At 68.4% G+C, this 16,635-nt stretch carries 14 protein-coding genes and 1 pseudogene; 12 read left to right on the top strand and 3 right to left on the bottom strand.

What is annotated here, in order from left to right; translation table 11 throughout:
* Positions 1–696: peptidase dimerization domain-containing protein (locus tag ACZCAH_RS14250; protein WP_464341715.1), on the top strand; the 696-nt coding region annotated here is incomplete at its 5' end.
* Between the two features lie 229 nt (positions 697–925).
* On the opposite strand, the gene ACZCAH_RS14245 is transcribed toward ACZCAH_RS14250, so the two are convergent.
* Entirely contained in the window at positions 926–1,948 is a 1,023-nt protein-coding gene (locus ACZCAH_RS14245; RefSeq protein ID WP_464341714.1) for a LacI family DNA-binding transcriptional regulator, read from the bottom strand.
* 186 nt (positions 1,949–2,134) lie between these two features.
* Here ACZCAH_RS14245 and ACZCAH_RS14240 point away from each other — a divergent pair, with 186 nt between their 5' ends.
* The 4 genes and pseudogenes from ACZCAH_RS14240 to ACZCAH_RS14225 form a co-directional block, all read left to right on the top strand.
* Positions 2,135–3,781 (top strand): type 2 periplasmic-binding domain-containing protein, encoded by a 1,647-nt coding sequence (locus ACZCAH_RS14240; protein ID WP_464341713.1) that lies wholly within the window; start codon positions 2,135–2,137, stop codon positions 3,779–3,781.
* Positions 3,778–4,809 carry an ABC transporter permease gene (locus ACZCAH_RS14235; RefSeq protein WP_464341712.1) on the top strand — a complete coding sequence of 344 codons (1,032 nt, stop codon included), beginning with the start codon at positions 3,778–3,780 and terminating at the stop codon, positions 4,807–4,809. The genes ACZCAH_RS14240 and ACZCAH_RS14235 overlap by 4 nt, the downstream gene beginning before the upstream one ends.
* Positions 4,806–5,843 (top strand): carbohydrate ABC transporter permease, encoded by a 1,038-nt coding sequence (locus ACZCAH_RS14230; protein ID WP_464341711.1) that lies wholly within the window; start codon positions 4,806–4,808, stop codon positions 5,841–5,843. Before ACZCAH_RS14235 ends, ACZCAH_RS14230 begins: the two co-directional genes overlap by 4 nt.
* A gap of 128 nt (positions 5,844–5,971) precedes the next feature.
* Positions 5,972–6,115, top strand: a pseudogene (locus tag ACZCAH_RS14225) (M20/M25/M40 family metallo-hydrolase); the annotation flags it as partial.
* 288 nt (positions 6,116–6,403) lie between these two features.
* On the opposite strand, the gene ACZCAH_RS14220 reads toward ACZCAH_RS14225, so the two are convergent.
* On the bottom strand, positions 6,404–6,841 hold the full coding sequence (locus tag ACZCAH_RS14220) for a hypothetical protein (protein ID WP_464341710.1): 438 nt from the start codon (positions 6,839–6,841) through the stop codon (positions 6,404–6,406).
* A gap of 118 nt (positions 6,842–6,959) precedes the next feature.
* On the opposite strand from ACZCAH_RS14220, the gene ACZCAH_RS14215 reads away from it, so the two are divergent.
* From ACZCAH_RS14215 to ACZCAH_RS14205, 3 genes are read left to right on the top strand one after another with little or no spacing between them, the layout of a single operon-like run.
* On the top strand, positions 6,960–7,490 hold the full coding sequence (locus tag ACZCAH_RS14215; RefSeq protein WP_464341709.1) for a MarR family winged helix-turn-helix transcriptional regulator: 531 nt from the start codon (positions 6,960–6,962) through the stop codon (positions 7,488–7,490).
* Entirely contained in the window at positions 7,480–8,334 is an 855-nt protein-coding gene (locus tag ACZCAH_RS14210; protein ID WP_464341708.1) for a glycosyltransferase family 2 protein, read from the top strand. The genes ACZCAH_RS14215 and ACZCAH_RS14210 overlap by 11 nt, the downstream gene beginning before the upstream one ends.
* Positions 8,331–8,909 carry a DUF2238 domain-containing protein gene (locus tag ACZCAH_RS14205; RefSeq protein WP_464341707.1) on the top strand — a complete coding sequence of 193 codons (579 nt, stop codon included), beginning with the start codon at positions 8,331–8,333 and terminating at the stop codon, positions 8,907–8,909. Before ACZCAH_RS14210 ends, ACZCAH_RS14205 begins: the two co-directional genes overlap by 4 nt.
* Before the next feature lie 434 nt (positions 8,910–9,343).
* Here the strand turns inward: ACZCAH_RS14205 and ACZCAH_RS14200 are convergent, their stop codons facing one another.
* A complete protein-coding gene (locus tag ACZCAH_RS14200) occupies positions 9,344–11,332 on the bottom strand; it encodes an NUDIX domain-containing protein (protein ID WP_464341706.1) in 1,989 nt (662 codons plus the stop codon).
* A gap of 327 nt (positions 11,333–11,659) precedes the next feature.
* Here ACZCAH_RS14200 and ACZCAH_RS14195 point away from each other — a divergent pair, with 327 nt between their 5' ends.
* Genes ACZCAH_RS14195 through wecB form a run of 4 tightly spaced genes read left to right on the top strand, consistent with a single transcriptional unit; the run spans position 11,660 to position 16,620 of the window.
* On the top strand, positions 11,660–13,438 hold the full coding sequence (locus ACZCAH_RS14195; RefSeq protein ID WP_464341705.1) for a glycosyltransferase family 4 protein: 1,779 nt from the start codon (positions 11,660–11,662) through the stop codon (positions 13,436–13,438).
* 28 nt (positions 13,439–13,466) lie between these two features.
* Positions 13,467–14,351 (top strand): ABC transporter permease, encoded by an 885-nt coding sequence (locus tag ACZCAH_RS14190; protein WP_464341704.1) that lies wholly within the window; start codon positions 13,467–13,469, stop codon positions 14,349–14,351.
* A complete protein-coding gene (locus ACZCAH_RS14185; protein ID WP_464341703.1) occupies positions 14,332–15,369 on the top strand; it encodes an ABC transporter ATP-binding protein in 1,038 nt (345 codons plus the stop codon). Before ACZCAH_RS14190 ends, ACZCAH_RS14185 begins: the two co-directional genes overlap by 20 nt.
* 48 nt (positions 15,370–15,417) lie before the next feature.
* On the top strand, positions 15,418–16,620 hold the full coding sequence (gene wecB / locus ACZCAH_RS14180; protein WP_464341702.1) for a non-hydrolyzing UDP-N-acetylglucosamine 2-epimerase: 1,203 nt from the start codon (positions 15,418–15,420) through the stop codon (positions 16,618–16,620).
* The last annotated feature ends 15 nt before the right edge of the window (positions 16,621–16,635 follow it).

The raw sequence follows: 16,635 nt of genomic DNA, 5'->3' as shown, positions 1-16,635 counted from the left end.
CCCCCCCCCCCCCCCCCCCCGGGCCACGGCTCCGTCCCCAACGACGAGAACGCGATCGTCCGCCTCTCCCAGGCGGTCGCCGCGATCGACGCGCACGAGTTCCCGCGCGAGTACGTGGCGAGCGTGCGCACCCTCTTCGACAGGGTCTCCGAGATCACCGGCACCGAGTGGCACGAGGACGACGCGGACTCCTTCCTGCCGCTGCTGGGCGGGGCGCGCCAGTTCGTGGCCGGCACCCTCGCCGACTCCGCGAACGTCACCACCTTCCACGCCGGGTACAAGGGGAACGTCATCCCGCAGGTCGCGGAGGCGGAGCTCGACTGCCGCTTCCTGCCCGGGCACCAGGACGACCTCCTCGCGCTCCTCGACGAGCTCACCGGCGAGCACGTCGAGGTGATCATCGACAAGATCGGGGTGTCCCTGGACGCGCCGCACGAGACGGCGTTCGTCGAGGCGATGCACCGCTCGATCCTCGCCGAGGACCCGGGCGCCGAGCTAATCCCGTACTGCCTCAGCGCCGGCACCGACAACAAGCAGCTCGCCCAGATCGGGATCGACGGCTACGGCTTCGCCCCGCTGCAGCTGCCCGCCGACCTCGACTTCGCCCCGCTCTTCCACGGCATCGACGAGCGCGTCCCCGTGGACGCCATCCGCTTCGGCGCCCGGGTGCTGCTGCGACTGGTCGGGGACTGCTGAGGGGTCTGCCGGCGGGGGTGGGCCGGCAGGGGTGCTCATGATCCTCGGGCTCGCCATCACCTGCACCACATGGGCTGCATTCCGCGGACGGGACCCTCTAGAACGCTTCACCGCTCGATCCGCCCGCTGGTTCACGTCCCACCTCGACCCTCCTCGACGAACAGAGGCGTCCACCGTCGACTCCGTCCGAGACTGACGTAAACAGGCCTATCTCAACGGCGTCGCTGGATCACCGGGACCCGGGGGGAGCAGTGCTCTGCCGGCGCACCAGCGACATCGGCAGGCGGGTGGAAGACGGAGCCTCCGCGTCAGCGTCCGCACCGATGAGGCGGAGCAGCACCTCGACAGCCATCGATGCCTTTGCGGGGATGTCCTGGCGGATCGTCGTGAGCTGTGGGCGCATCCACCGGCTGACGGCGGTGTCGTCGAAGCCGATGACCGACACATGGCCGGGCACGTCCACCCCGCGGTCGAGCAGTTCTCCCACGAGTTCAGCCGCGAGCGTGTCGCTTGCAGCGATGACCGCGGTGGGACGGTCGGGCTCGGCGACGAGGTGCTCGGCCACCAGCGCGGCAGAGCGCGGTCCATGGTCCGCAGACAGCACCTGAGTGACCTCGACCCCAGGCGCGGCGGCGACTGCTGAGCGCAATCCTGCCAGTCTCTGAGCGACGACTCCGTCCGTCGCGCCGAGCGGCCCCGCGAAGGCCAGACGCCGGTGTCCGAGCTCGATGAGGTGCTGCCCGGCCAGCAGCCCTCCGTGGCGATCGTCGACGCCCACCAGGTGAACGTGGTCGTCGCGGGAGTAGTTGTCGAGGAAGACGAGCGGCTGGGTCTGCGTGCGCTCGAGCTCGTTGATCTCATCGGCGAATGAGCCGTAGATGATCAGCCCGTCCGTGCGCCATGAGCCCACGTTCCGCGCCGTGGCGACGACGTCCGCGCTGGAGGCGGTGATGAGGGAATAGCCATGGGCTGTGACAGCTCGCTCGATCGCGCCGAGCAGGATCGCGTCATGGGGATTCTCGAGCAGGTCGCGTCGCTCATCCGGGTGGTGGATGATCACGCCGATCATCCGCGACCGGCTTGCAGCAAGGGATCGAGCCTGTGCATCGGGCACGTACTCGAGATCCGCGATCACGCGGCGGACCCGCGCGAGCGTCGCCGCGGAGACCTTGTGGTGGTGTCCGTTGATGACGTTCGAGACCGTCATCCGACTGACGCCGGCGGCTGAGGCCACATCGCGCAGACTGCTCATGGACTCTCCCTGTTCGGTTCCACCGACCCAGCGGTCGGCACGTTGACGGGCGCCGGAGGGGGGCCTACTCTAAGAAGGGTGGACCGGTAAACCAGCCGTGACCAGCCTCATTCTAGGCGCAGAGGACGGATCAGGTCCATAGACAGGCAGAGCCGCCTGCGCCCGCTCGCAACGGAGGAGCCCTTCATGAACGCCCGACCCGGTGACGCCCGCCCCTTCGCCTCCCGTCGCACGGTCCTCGCTGGACTGAGCACCGCCGCGCTGTTCCCGGTCCTTGCGGCCTGCGGGGCGGAGGAGCCCTCCGAGCAGGCGGCCGACGACGTCGCCGCCGCTGCGGAGGTCGAACTCCCCACGTATGCGGAGCAGACTGCCGTGACGCCGGACATCCCTGGCCAAAACGGCTCGACCCCCGGGTACACGACCTATCCCGCCGACCTGCCGCAGACGGTCGACGCCCCGCCCGGATCGGGCGGGACCTTCTCGCTGATGGTCCCCACCTGGAGCGCGGTCCAGTCGAATCCGGACAATGCCTTCACCCAAGGACTCGACGAGGCTCTGGGCGCGACACTCACCTACCAGATGACCACCGGCAACGACTATCGCGACAAGCAGGCCGCTGTCTTCGCCTCTCCCGATGATGTCGCGGACTGGGTCTCCGTGTTCGGGTGGAACCCGCCGCCGCGCTTCGCGCAGGCCGTCGAGTCCGTCTTCCAGGACCTCACGCCGTTCCTCGCCGGTGACGGCATCGCGCGCTGGCCGAACCTCGCGAACCTCCCGACCGCCGCGTGGGAGTTCGGGGTCTTCGGCGGAAAGCTCTATGGCATTCCCGTCCCGGGCGAGATCGTCACCGATGCGATCTTCTACCGCGCCGACATCCTCGATTCTCTCGGCCTCCAGCCGCCGACCACGGCCGAGGAGTTCCTGCAGGTCTGCCGCGAGCTGACCGACCCCGGCGCCAACCGGTGGGCGATCAACGATATGAACGTCGGGGCGCCGAACCTGCTGTTCGGGGCCCCGCCGGACTGGAGGTCCGATAACGGGTCGCTGATCTATCGGTGGGAGACCCAGGAGTACCGCGACGCGCTCGAGTTCCAGATCAAGCTCTTCGAGGACGGTCTGGTCCATCCTGACGTCGCCGCTGACTCCGGCGACGCGAAGCAGCGCTTCGAGTCGGGACAGGTCGCCATCCATTACGACGGCGTGGGCGCATGGGGTGAGTCCATGAAGCGTGTCCAGGCGACGAACCCTGACTACCGCCAGGTCCCGATGAGCGGTCTGTCGGCCACGGGATCCGATCCGATCCGCTACGCAGGCAACGCGGCGAACTTCTTCAGCTTCCTGAAGAAGTCCGACGACGAGAGCCGCATCGAAGAGCTGCTCGGCATCGCGAACTACCTGGCCGCGCCTTTCGGCACCAGGGAATGGGAGCGGGTCAGCTTCGGCACGGAGGGGGTCCACTTCGAGCGAGGCGAGGGGGGCGTTCCCATCGCCACCGACCAGCTCGCCGAGGAGCATCCCGGGGTGCTGTCCACGCTCGTCACCGGACCGGTCGCGAAGTTCGACTTCGCCGACCCCGACCACGTGCGTGAGTACTGCGAATGGATGGCGGCCGAGACCGAGCACATGGTCGAAGGCCCCTTCTACGGTCGGCAGATCCCGCGCCCCGTCGAGTACGCGGCGCTCGATCAGCCGATGTACGACCTCGAGAAGGATGTGGTGCGGGGACGAAAGTCGATGGACGACTTCGATCAGGCGGTCGAGACCTGGCGCAGCTCCGGAGGTGACCGGATGCGGGAGTACTACCAGGCCATCCTCGACGAGCTCGGTTCATGACTGCCGACCGGGGGGCCGCAGGCGGATCGGGCTCCGTCCGAGCGACCCCGAGGGGCCGCTCCGCGAGCCCGTCGTCTCGGCGTGGCGTGGACGGTGCGATCGAGCGCCGGCGAATCCCGCTCGGCAAGCGGCTGCGGCGCGATTGGCCGCTGCTGGCGATGGTCCTGCCCGCCGCGATCCTGATGATCGTCTTCATGTACGTGCCCATGCTCGGCAACGTGATCGCGTGGCAGCACTATTCGCCGTACGTCCAGCTGTTCGAGAACCCCTGGGCCGGCTGGGAGAACTTCGCGCGCGTCTTCCGCACTCCGTCCTTCTGGGATGCGGTGGTCAACACCCTCGCGATCACTACGTTCCAGCTGGTCTTCTTCTTCCCGGTGCCGATCGCCCTCGCGCTGCTGCTGAACTCGGTGCTCACCCCGTGGATTCGCACCACCATCCAGTCCATCGTCTACCTGCCCCACTTCTTCTCCTGGGTTCTCGTGGTGACGATCTTCCAGCAGATCCTCGGTGGGGCCGGGCTGCTGAACCGGATGCTGCGCGATGCCGGCATGGCACCGATCGAGATCATGACCAACCCGGACACCTTCCTCCTCCTGGTCACCTCGCAGGCGGTGTGGAAAGACGCCGGGTGGGGCATGATCATCTTCCTCGCCGCCCTGAGCACGATCGACCCTGCCCAGTACGAAGCTGCGGCCGTCGACGGCGCGGGCAAGTGGCGACGGATGTGGTCGATCACCCTGCCCGCGATCCGCCCCACCATCATCCTGCTGCTGATCCTGCGCCTCGGCGACGCCCTCACCGTCGGATTCGAGCAGCTGATCCTGCAGCGCGGTGCGGTGGGACAGGGTGCGGCGGAGGTTCTCGACACCTACGTCTACTACCAAGGGGTCATCGGAGGGGACTGGTCGTACGCAGCTGCAGCGGGCCTGATCAAGGGCATCGTCTCGCTGATCCTGGTGCTGGGCGCCAACAAGCTGGCCCATGTCTTCGGTGAGGCCGGCGTCTATCGGAGGGAGTCCCGATGAGCACGAACGCGCCCGGATCCGGCATCGCCGATCAGGCCGTCCCCACGGCACAGAACGCCCTCGGGCCCACCGATCCGTCGGACGGTGGAGGCCGGCCGGGTCGTCCCGGCGGCCCGCGGCGCCGGGTCGGCGGGCGCAATCAGCGGCCTGCCTGGGCGGAGGAGCCGACGCTCGTGGAGAGGGTGGGGAAGGCGCTCACGCTCACCGTGATCGTGCTGGTCGTGGTGCTCCCCCTGTACACCGTGGTGCTGACGTCGCTCTCCTCGGAGGCCACCATCACCGAAGCCGGAGGCATGGTGCTGGTTCCCGGTGAGCTCACCCTGTCCGCGTACTCGGCCATCCTCAGCGGGGGAGTGGTCACTCGCTCGATCCTGGTCAGCGTGGGCGTGACCGCGGCCGGAACCCTGCTGTCGACCACCGTCTCGGTGCTCGCCGCCTACGGACTGAGCCGAACCACTTCCCTCCTGCATCGACCGATCCTGTTCCTGTTCCTGATCACGATGTTCTTCTCGGCCGGCATGATCCCGACCTACCTGGTGGTCTCCGAGCTCGGCCTGATCGACACCTATCTCTCGTTGATCCTGCCGGGTGCTGTCTCAGCGTTCAACATCCTCATCCTGCGCGCCTTCTTCATGGGCATCGACACCGGGATCCTCGAGGCCGCGCGCATCGATGGCGCTGGGGAGTTCAGGATCCTCGCCACCATCGTGCTGCCGATGTCCACCGCGGTGATCGCGGTGGTCGCGCTGTTCTACGGCGTCGGGTACTGGAATGCCTTCTTCAATGCGATGCTCTACCTGCAGGACAGTGCCAAGTGGCCTCTCCAGATGGTGCTGCGCTCCTACGTCCTCGAGGGCGTCGAGCTCCCGGGCTCAGAGCTCACCCCCGCCGGTGTCGCCGGCGCTCGACCTCCTGCCAGCCTTGCGCTGAAGATGGCGATCGTGGTGTTCGCTCTCGTGCCGATCCTGCTCGTGTACCCCTTCGTGCAGCGACACTTCACCAAGGGGGTCATCTTCGGCGCGATCAAGGGATGACGGCTGCCTGCCGGCTACCCTTCCGCACCTCTCTCCTGCCTCCGACCCTGTTCGCACAGTGAGAACCTCAGTCCCCGAATCAGGCGAGCAGCAGTGCGGAGAAGGTGACGCCGTCGGCGATCTCGCCGCACCACCCGGAGATCTTCGTGGGCTGCACCGAGGCGATCAGCGAGGTGGGCGGCTACTCGATCACGCTGCCGCGGCAGGACACCGGTGAGGAGGTCCGCGCCTACCTGCTGCAGACCGCCGAGAAGGGTTACGCCTGGCTGAAGGGGTCGGTGGGGGAGTCCCGTACCGTCCGGCTTGGCCTGTCTCCGCCCGGAATTCGGTCCATCAACGGGACGTGAGCGGCGCGAGGCCTGCTCTATGCAGGCCTCGTGCCGCTGAGATCCCTTCAGTGGACAGCGGACCCGCCCAACAGCCGCGCCGCCTCAGGGTTTTGCCCGCTGGGCTTCCGCTTCTGGAAGTACAGCGGGCAAAACCTTCGATGCGGGTCTCGACCGCCACGGCGCGGCCGACGGGGAGCGCGCGGCGACGGAGGGATCCTCACCGCGGCTCGGTCAGACGATGGTGAGCACCGTGGTCGGGGACGCCGAGCGGGTCAGGGACGGCAGGGCCGGGGCGATGAAGAAGTCGATCTCGGTGCGGAGGACGTCGTGCCCGAGGGCCTTCTCGACGTCGGGGACGATGCGTTCCATGACCGCGTCGACCGTCTTCGCGAAATCGGCGCTCGCGCGGATCCCCACACTCGCCTCCAGGGCGGGGGCCTGCGGCGTGCCGAGGATCGAGAACTGCGCCGAGGCGATGGCGGGCAGCGCCCGGGCGCGCCGAGTGGCGCGCGATCCCGCCCGGGCCGCCGCCTTCTCCCAGACGGGATCCGTCGGCGCCTCCGCCGTCTCCACGGGTCCGGCGGGCTGTTCGTCGGCGGAGTCGGGCTCGTTGGTGATCGCACCGATCCCTCGCGAGGCGGGAGGTGCGGCGTCTGTGATCGCGCTCATGGGGCCTCTTCAGGTCGGCGGGCTCGACGACCCGGCACTCATTTGCTAATCTAACTATTAGAGAGGCTAACGAATCCGGGTGTCGGTGTCAATCGGTGCGAGGGGAGAGTGATCCGGGATGGTGGAGCAGATCTCGCGGGCGGCGAGCCCCGGCGGCTACTGGTACGGCGCCGGGAGACCCGGCACGGCCACTGCCGTCGAGCTGCTGGACGAGCTGCGCCGGTATCAGGAGTCGAACTCCCGCATGCGCTCGCAACTCCGGGACGACATGGGCATGGGAGAGAAGGATCTGCTCGCGCTGCGGCTGCTGCTCGCGGCCGACGCCGACGGCCGCCGGATCCGCCAGCGGGACCTCGCCGAGCGGCTCTCGATCTCGGGGGCGTCGGTCAGCGCGCTGGTGGATCGACTGGTGCGGGACGGGTACGTCGAGCGCACGCCCCATCCGACGGACCGACGATCCACGACCGTCGTCCCCACGGCGCTGGCGCACCGCCGCGTGCAGCGGCGGCTGCGCGCGATGCACGCGCGCATGATGGCCGTCGCCGAGGACATGACCGCCCAGGAACGGGCCGTCGTCATCGACTTCCTGCGCCGCCTCCACCATTCCCTGGACGAGCTGGGGACCTCCGGTGATGCTGATGAGCAGTAGGCGCCCGGCGCCCGCGGCGCCGGATCCGTGCTGCTCCGTGGTGGTCCCCGTGAAGGACGACGCGTGGCACCTGCGGCACCTGCTCGCCGATCTCGCCGCGCAGACCCATCCTCCCGCCGAGGTCATCGTGGTGGACAACGGGTCGCGCGACGACAGTGCGGAGGTCGCCCGACGGGCGGGCTGCCGCCTGGTCGTCGAGCCGGCGCCGGGGATCCCGGCCGCGGCGGCCGCGGGCTACGACGCCGCCCGCGGGGACCTGATCCTGCGCTGCGACGCCGACAGCCGGCTCCCGGAGGGATGGGTCGCGGCCCATCAGCAGGCCCACCGCGACGGCGGACGCTCCGTCGCGCTCGTCACCGGTCCGGCGACTTTCCTGCTCCCGCGCCCCTGGGGAGCGGTCGCCGCGATCGCCTATCTCGGGGCGTACATGCTGTGCACGGGAGCGGCCCTCGGCCACCTCCCCGCCTTCGGCACCACCATGTCGATGCGCCGGGACTGGTGGGAGCGGGTGCGGGACGAGGTGTCCCTGGATGCGGGGGTCCACGACGACATGGACCTCTCCTTCCGCGTCGCGCCCGAGGAGGACGTGCTGCTGGCGTGGCGGACGCACGTGGGGATGTCCCCGCGGGCACTGGTCCCCGGCCGCCTCGCGACGCTGCGCGGCAGACGCGCGGTGAGCACGCTCCGACGGAACTGGGCCCGGCAGCGGCCGTGGGACCGATGGGCCGAGCGCCTCCACCTCGGCCGCGCCGCCCACGGCGCCGAGGCGCAGCGAGCGATCGACGGGCGGGCCGTGATCGCCGGACGGACCTCGCCCCTCGAGCAGGCGGCGGACACCCGATGAGCCCCGAGCTGCGCGACGCGGCGAGGACCGGGGCGACGCCGGGTGCGAGGGCCGACGCGCGCCGGCCGCGGGTCCGTGCGCTCGCCCTGTTGCCGGTGCGTTGGTCGGGTCTCGCCCTCGCCGCCGTCTTCGCGGGGCTCGGGATGTGGGTGGAGTGCGCGGTCTCGATGCTGGTCGCCCTGGCCCAGGTGGTCGCCTGGCGCTCCTCCTTGCCCCTGGCGTGGGAGATCGGCTGCTCCGCGGTGTGCCTGTCCGCCGCCGTGAGCTCGTTCCTGCTCCTGTTCGAGCGGATCCCCTGGTGGGACATCCCCACGCATCTCGCGGCGAACGGCCTGCTCGCGGTGCTGATCGCGCGGGTGCTGCGCCCCGCGGGACCCTCCGCCGCGACGATCGTGCGGTGCGGGGTCGCGGCGGCCGTGGTGTGGGAGGGGATGGAGCTGGCGGGCTCGAGGTGGGTGGACTCCGCGATCTACACGGCACCCGCGGACACGGCCCTCGACATCGCCGCGGGGGTCACCGGCTCCGTCCTCGCGGCGTTGCTCTGGCGACGTGGTCGATCGACGCCACCGGCGTGACGCGATCCCGCGCCGGGCGGCGACTGAAGAGAGGCGGCCGACGGGGCGATGCGGCAGACGCGCACGCGCACGCGTGACTCGGCCGATTGCCACTGAGACTCCGACCACCGACTCAAGTCAGTGGGACTGCGGCGGAAGGGTGTCGCACCGCCAACCGTTGGTCGGTGAGGGCGGGCCAAACTGTCAGGGGACCGTGTCCAGACCTTGGCGGAGGCGCGCGCTGACGCCCGTCAGATGCTCTGCAGTCCTCCGCCGGAAGATGCGGGCGTCCCTCGCCCGAAAGTCGTTGCGTGGTGCGCTGTTCCGGGTCGCAATGACTCCCCGGTGCTGGTGAACCGTCGCGGCGATGAGGAACCGTGTCTCCTCGACCAGTACGTCGAGCCAGAAGACGGCTTGGCCATCGCGGCGATCGAGAGGGACAGACACCGTTTACCTCAGTTCCCGAGCCCGGCGAGCAGCAGCGCGGAGAGGGTGATGCCGTCGGCGATCTCGCCCTCGCGGATCAGGGCGCGAATCTGCTCGTCGCTGCACCAGCGTCGGGCCTCGACCTCGCCGTCGCCGGGCCGCGGGGTCGCCTCGGGCTGATCCTCGAGCCGGACCACGTGCACGGCGGCGCGGAGCAGGCCCGAGTCGGGATGGATCACGCCGAGGGTGCGGGCCACTGTCGCGGACAGCCCGGTCTCCTCGCGGTATTCGCGCAGCGCGGTGTGCTGCGGGTCCGGGTCGGCGGGGTCGCCGAAGCCGCGGGGCAGCTCCCATAGTTCCCGGCCGACGACGGTCCGCCGCACTCGCACCAGCAGCGTCTCCTGCGCGCCGTCGCGGGTCCGACGGCAGAGCGCCACTGCGCCCGGCCTGCCGCCGTGGGCGCTCACGCGATGCTGGGTGCCGCCGTGGAGCCGTTCCATGGTGAGGTCGAAGCCGTCGGCCCGCCACACCTCGTCCCAGGCGGGGCCGGGATCCGGCGCCGGGCGCTGGACGTCCGTCGGTCCGACCGGCGGCTCGGCCCCCGTCGGGGCCGCTGGCACGTCCCTCGGCACGTCCGGGTGCTCGCTCTGCGGCGGGTTCGCCGCCATGGTCCGTGCTCGGGCCGGCGAGGGGCCGCGGGTGCTCATGTCGTCGGGCCCGTCGTCGGCGATGCGGAGCGTGGCGGTCATGGTGTAGCCGCTCATGGAGCCGAGCTCCTGGAGCATCCCCCAGGGGACGCCGATCACGAACGCGATCACGGCCCAGAACGCGAGCCACCAGCCGTTGTCGGTGGGCAGGATCTCGAGGTCCCGGAAGCCGAGCAGCAGCGCGACGGTGAGGATCGCCGCGAACTTCACGGCGATCCAGGCGATGGTGTGGCCGCGGTGCCACCACGGGGTGCTGACGTGCTGGCGGATGGTGAGGGCGAGGTCCCAGATCTTGCGGTTGCTGGGGTGGTCCCAGAAGTCGTGGATGCGTCGCGGGGAGGTGAGCCGCAGCTGCTGGAACACGAACGGGGAGATCAGCCGCATGTTGTCGACGATCTCTCCCTCGAAGGGGATTTCCTGGCGCGGCGGCACCTCGCGGGTCGACAGGCGGGAGCGCATCACGGCGAGGCGGGTGCGCGGGGGAGTGACCTCCTGCCACGCCTCGCCGCCGGTGGAGCGGAAGCTGATCCGGTAGTCGTCGTCGGCGTCGCAGATCGCGTCGTAGTAGCGGCGGGTCCACCAGCGGAAGGCGTGGCGGCATGCGGCGTCGCCGTGCTGGCCGCGCTGGGCGGCGAGGAGGTCGAGCACCTCGCCGCGGCGGGTCGGCACCTCGTCGAGGTCGACGAGGGCGGCGAGCACGGGATGCTGTGCGAGCACACGGTCGCCGGGTAAGGGGGCGGGGACCTGGGAGATCTGGGTCCAGGGCGCGGTGGTCATCTCACCGCGGGTCATGGCGTGCGCCCAGGCGATGCGCGCCGCGCGCAGGTCGTCCTCGAGGCTGCGGCCGACGGGGGTCGCCGCATCTCGTGCCGGCAGACGGGTTGCGGCGGGGTCGCGCATCGGCGGGAGGAGCCATTCCCACGCGCTGCCCGGTGCGGGCTCACGGGTGAGGGCCGCGCGGGCGGCGGAGGTGAAGGCCGGGCTGGTGACGGCGGCGAGCTGCTCGTTGACATCGATCGCGTCCGCGCCCGGGGGAGCGGAGCCGGTGACGACCAGCGGCAGTGGCGCGTGGCGGGGCAGGCCGAGGTGCCAGCGCAGGCCCTCCGGTCCGAGGGCGAGCAGCACCACGCCGTCGAGCAGCTGGTTGCGGTCCACGATGATCTGCTCGCTGAGCAGCAGCGCCGAGCGGATCATGGAGACGGTCCGGTCGATCGCCTCCTGCGGCCCGTGCCGACGCCAGGTCTGCGCCTGATGCACCGAGTCCAGGTTCGTCACCCGGATGCGCAGCGGCGCGGAGTCAGTCGGAGACACGAGGACCCTCTCGGTGATGGGTGGGCCCGGCCATCGTAGGCGGGTGCTCAGGCCGATAACACCCGCTGCCCGTCCTTGTAGGTCGCGAGCACGTCGAGGTCTCGCAGGTCGTCTCCGGTGCTAGCCCATATATCGCCTCGTACGTATGGCGGCATACAATGCGCAACCACCGAGCTGTACAAGGGAAAACCCCAAGGTGAACGGACGCCGCCCGGTGGTGGGTAAGTGCACAGCCAGCGAGAACAGAGGGCACGGACACGGCTCCGCATGCGGCACCCGGCTAAGATCGCAAAGGTCCAAGGGACCATTCGATCTTCGAGGGGAAACGTGCCGCATCCACGCCTGCTCGCGCGCAACGCACGACTCCTCGTGCAGTCAGCGGTGCAGCATCTGCTGGATGATCCGGCCCTGCTCGCGATTCAGGTGAGTCGGCGGCTCCCCATTGCGGCGCGACGCAGGGTGGGGCACGGCATGCAGGCTGTCGCGGAGCGGTTGCCTCGCGGAGCGGGCGTGGCCGCCCTGGGCGCCTACATGGCGGGACAGGAATCTGCGGCGCTCTCCCACGTCGCCGACGCGCGGGCGACGAGATCCCGCATAGCCGGTGAGGTCGCCGTGCTCCTGGACCGCGTCGATCTCCTCCCTCCGGGTGCTCGGGCGACCACTCGCGCTCGAGGGCTGTGGGCCCAGGGCAATCTCACCGGTGCGGTGAGGGCCCTCGATGCCGCGGGCCGCGGCACGACCGCTCAGGCACTCCGACTGCGCAGCGAGCTCGACCTCCTCGCGGACGGCCGACGGCTCCACGTGCCGGCCGTCGAATCGGCGGAGCTCTCGCCGCCGACCGACGACGGTCCGCTCCGGATCCTCCACCTCCTCACGAACTCCCTGCCGCATACCCAGTCCGGTTACGCACTGCGCAGTCATCACATCCTCACCTCCCTCGCGGCTCAGGGAATCGAGTCACTCGCGCTGACCCGCACCGGCTACCCCGTGATGGTCGGGAAGCCGTTCTGTGAGGACGAGGACGTGGTCGACGGGATCCGTTACCGCAGAACCCTTCCTGCGACCCTCGGAGCCACCCCGGAGGAGCGACTGGACCAGGAGGTCGCCGAAGCGCTCCGGCTCGTCGCAGCCTTCCGCCCGCACGTCCTCCACGCCACGACCGACTATCGCAATGCCCTGGTCGCCCAGGCGGTGAGCGCCGCGACGGGCATCCCGTGGATCCTGGAGGTGCGCGGCCTCATGGAGCAGACCTGGATCGCCTCGCACCGGTCGCCAGAGTCTCGACGTGTCTCTGCGGATTCCGAGCGGGTGCACCTCATCCGCTCTCGTGAAGGCAGGCTCGCCCAGGACGCAGCGGCGGTCGTCACCCTGAGCCAGTCGATGGCCGACCAACTAGTCGTTCGGGGAGTGGCCCGTGAGCGGATCACACTCGTCCCGAACGGCGTGAACCCGTCTCTGCTCGGCGAGACGCTCTCCGCCGAGGATGCTCGTCGAATAATCGGCCTCGATCTTCCCGACGGCTCTTTCGTCGTGGGTGCAGTCAGCGCTCTCGTTGAGTACGAAGGATTCCACGTGCTGCTGCGCGCAGTGGCACAGATCGTGGCAGGCGAAACGCGCTCGCCGCTTCTCCGCGACCGGCTACACGTCGTTCTTGCGGGTGATGGGGTCGCAGTCCCCGGGCTTCTTCATCTCGCAGACGAGCTAGGCATCGCGGATCGCCTTCACATGCCGGGGCGGGTGCCGCGGGAGGACGCTCGGGCATGGGTGCAGGCTCTCGACGTCGTCGTGGTGCCCCGACTCGACCTCGACGTCGCTCGCACGGTCACCCCGCAGAAGCCGATCGAGGCGCTCGCGCTCGGGCGACCAGTTGTCGTCAGCGACCTGCCCGCGTTGCGGGAGACCATCACAGGAGAGGACGGCACCTTGTATGGCCGGCTCGCCACCGCAGGGGACGCCAGCGACGTCGCACGAGCCATCGTGACTCTCTTCGACGACGCGGACGCCTGCCGGCGCCTCGCGGACAACGGGCGGGTGCTGGCGCGAGAACGCGCATGGACCGCATTGATGAGACGATACGTGCGCGTGTATCGCATGACGCAGGGGTGAGATGGGAACGAGACAGAGAACTTCCGAGGTGACGACCGTCGCCGAGGTCAAGCGAGCCCTTGAGGTGCGAGGACACGACCCGAGTGAGCTCCGGCCGATAGGCATCCGACCTCCTCTGCTGACCTACATCGCTCAGCTCTGGGAGCGCCGTGAGTTCATCTGGATGGACTCACGACATCGCGCATCCACCCAGTACACCCGAAACCGCCTGGGCAACGTCTGGATGATCCTGCGCCCGCTGGTCGACTCCGTCTTCTACTTCATTATCTTCGGGCTCATTCTCGGCGGGCGGGGCGATGTGGAAAACTACGCCGCCTTCGTGGTGATCGGCATCCTGACCTACCGCTCCACGGCGAGCGCGATCAGCCAGGGTGTCTCCACGATGACGTCCGGCAAGTCGATGATCCGCGCCTTCAACTTCCCTCGAGCCTCCCTCCCCCTCGCCTCTGAGGTGCAGGATGTGCTGCTCTCGGTCATCTCGGTAACCGTGATGTGCCTCGTGATCTGGGTGGTCCCGCCCTTCGCGCCGCCCACGACGACGTGGCTTTTCGTGCCCTTCGTCTTCATGATTCACAGCCTGTTTAACCTTGCGATCCGATTCTGGGTCGCCCGCCTCGGCTTCATCCTCCCGGATATGGCACAGGTCATGGCCGTGATCAGCAGGTTCCTCATGTACGGCTCCGGTGTGATCTTCCCGATCGAGCGCTTCGTGACCCACCCCACCGCTCTCGCCATTATTGAGTCCAATCCACTATTCCAGATCATCGATATCTATCGCTCTCTCCTGATGGATGGAGTGTTACCGCCGCTGAGCGACTGGTTCGAAGTCACGGCGGTGACTCTCGGTCTGCTCGTCACCGGGTTCCTCTTCTTCTGGCGGGGGGAGGCGAGCTATGGCCGAGAACAGCGCTGATGGCAAAACGTCTAGTTCTGTCGATGCGCCGACCACCACCCGCTGGGTAGCGCCCGAGGACTCCCCAGTCACCGTTGTCGCACATCGCCTCCGTATGCGATACAAGGCCAGACGTACCGACCGCACACCCCGCAAGGGGGTGCTCGGCAAACTGCTTCGGCGCAAGCAGATGGTCTCCGTCTCGGCGCTGCGGGGAATCGACCTCCAGGTTTGCTCCGGCGAGTTCGTCGGAATCATCGGCCGGAACGGCTCCGGGAAGTCGACCTTGCTCCGTGCCCTCGCCGGTGTAGAGCCGCCCACCTCGGGCGTGGTGCTGACGAGCGCACGGCCTCAACTGCTCGGTGTGAGCGCAGCTCTGATCCCCGAGCTGACGGGCGCGGAGAACATCAAGCTGGGGTTCCTCGCGATGGGTCTCAGCCACGAAGAAGCCGAGGAGAAGTTTCCCGCCGCAGCTGAGCTATCTGCCCTCGGCGAGACGATCGACCTTCCACTGCGGACGTACTCCTCGGGCATGGGTGCCCGGCTGAAGTTCGCGATCTCCGTGATGGCCGAGCCCAAGATCCTCATGATCGATGAGGCGCTCTCGACTGGCGACGCGACCTTCTCGGAGCGCTCGGCGAAGAAGATGGATGACATGCTCGCGAACGCTGGCACCGTGTTCATGGTCAACCACGCTGCGCAGACCATCGAGAACATGTGCTCCCGAGCGATCTGGATGGAGCGGGGACGCGTGGTGCTCGACGGCGACGCGGTGGAGGTCGCACGCAAGTACCGCTGGTTCGCCCACAATCTTGCTCAGGGCGAGGAGAGCAAAGCTGCGGGACTTCTGCGGGACGCGATCCTGGAGGGCGAGACCTCACGTGCAGCATCGACGCTCACGCTTCCGGAAGAGGCCGATGAACAGTCGAAGCCAGACGGGACCCCCGAACTCGTCGCAGACCCGTTCTTGAATGTCTTTGCCCAGGGGATTGAGGCAAAGCGTTTTCCAGGCACAGTCCTCCCTCACGAGAACCAGTAGCTACCGAGCTGAACTGGTAACTTGCCGTAATCACCGAGAGGATCCCGCATGTCGCTTCGAATCATGACGATCTATGGAACGAGGCCAGAGGCGATCAAGGTCGCCCCGATCATCAAGGCCATCGAGGCCGATGAAGCGCTCGAAAGCGTCACGGTGGTCACGGGTCAACACCGTGAGATGCTCGATCAGGTGAACTCGATGTTCGAGATCGTCCCTGACCATGACATGAACATCATGAGTGCCGGGCAGACGTTGAACGCGATCGTGGCAAAGGTGATCTCCGGGGTGGATGAGATCCTCGGCCAGGAAATGCCGGACGCCGTTATCGTTCAGGGCGACACGTCCACGGTCATGGGTGCCGCGGTTGCAGCCTTCAACCGACAGATCCCGGTGGTCCACCTTGAGGCTGGTCTTCGCTCGGGCGACATCAACTCGCCCTTCCCCGAAGAGGCGAACAGGAAGCTGACGAGCCAGATCGCAGCGCTTCATCTTGCCCCGACGTCGACGAGCAAGGCCAACCTGACGCGAGAGGACGTTCGCGAGAACGACATCGTCATCACCGGGAACTCGGTCATCGACACCCTCATGTTCGCGACCAAGAACCTCCGAGTCGCTTTCGAGGATGCTCGGCTGGAGGCTCTCCGCGAGGCGAAGGAGTCCGACAAGGTTGGCCGTGTGTTGCTCGTGACCGCCCACCGCCGAGAGAACCTCGGCACAGCGATGGAGGACATCGGCCAGGCTGTGGCCGAGCTGGCGCGCAGGTACCCGGACCTCACGGTAGTGTTCCCGATCCACAAGAATCCGAAGGTCCGGAAGGCGATCAAGCCCGCCGTGAAGGGACTCGACAACGTTTACCTCATCGAGCCGCTCGCCTACGCCGAGTTCACCCAGCTGCTGAGCCTGGCCGACGTGGTGCTCACCGACTCGGGCGGTGTGCAGGAAGAAGCCCCCAGTCTCGGAAAGCCTGTTTTGGTAATGCGAGAGAACACCGAGCGCCCAGAAGCGGTAGTGGCAGGCACGGTGAAGCTGATCGGCACCCACAAGCAGCGATTGATCGACGAAGTCTCCATGCTGCTGAACTCCGAAGAGGCCTACGCGGCGATGGCCAACGCCGTGAACCCGTACGGGGACGGTCGCGCGGCAGAGCGCACTGTCGCAGCGATCAAGTGGAAGTTCATCGGTGGCGATCATCGCCCGCAGGACTTCAAGGACATCCCCGACAGTTCCCTCCCGATGCAGCGCGGCCGGTGATCGGACTAAGGCGTC

Source organism: Brachybacterium sp. B718/18 (genome assembly GCF_055454375.1).
This window is presented reverse-complemented; position numbering and strand designations above follow the sequence as displayed.

What these genes read in the sequence shown, in the direction of transcription:
- ACZCAH_RS14245 (WP_464341714.1), bottom strand. Translation starts at nt 1,948, where the DNA reads ATGAGCAGTCTGCGCGATGTGGCCTCAGCCGCCGGCGTCAGTCGGATG.
- ACZCAH_RS14240 (WP_464341713.1), top strand. Translation starts at nt 2,135, where the DNA reads ATGAACGCCCGACCCGGTGACGCCCGCCCCTTCGCCTCCCGTCGCACG.
- ACZCAH_RS14235 (WP_464341712.1), top strand. Translation starts at nt 3,778, where the DNA reads ATGACTGCCGACCGGGGGGCCGCAGGCGGATCGGGCTCCGTCCGAGCG.
- ACZCAH_RS14230 (WP_464341711.1), top strand. Translation starts at nt 4,806, where the DNA reads ATGAGCACGAACGCGCCCGGATCCGGCATCGCCGATCAGGCCGTCCCC.
- ACZCAH_RS14220 (WP_464341710.1), bottom strand. Translation starts at nt 6,841, where the DNA reads ATGAGCGCGATCACAGACGCCGCACCTCCCGCCTCGCGAGGGATCGGT.
- ACZCAH_RS14215 (WP_464341709.1), top strand. Translation starts at nt 6,960, where the DNA reads ATGGTGGAGCAGATCTCGCGGGCGGCGAGCCCCGGCGGCTACTGGTAC.
- ACZCAH_RS14210 (WP_464341708.1), top strand. Translation starts at nt 7,480, where the DNA reads ATGAGCAGTAGGCGCCCGGCGCCCGCGGCGCCGGATCCGTGCTGCTCC.
- ACZCAH_RS14205 (WP_464341707.1), top strand. Translation starts at nt 8,331, where the DNA reads ATGAGCCCCGAGCTGCGCGACGCGGCGAGGACCGGGGCGACGCCGGGT.
- ACZCAH_RS14185 (WP_464341703.1), top strand. Translation starts at nt 14,332, where the DNA reads ATGGCCGAGAACAGCGCTGATGGCAAAACGTCTAGTTCTGTCGATGCG.
- wecB (WP_464341702.1), top strand. Translation starts at nt 15,418, where the DNA reads ATGTCGCTTCGAATCATGACGATCTATGGAACGAGGCCAGAGGCGATC.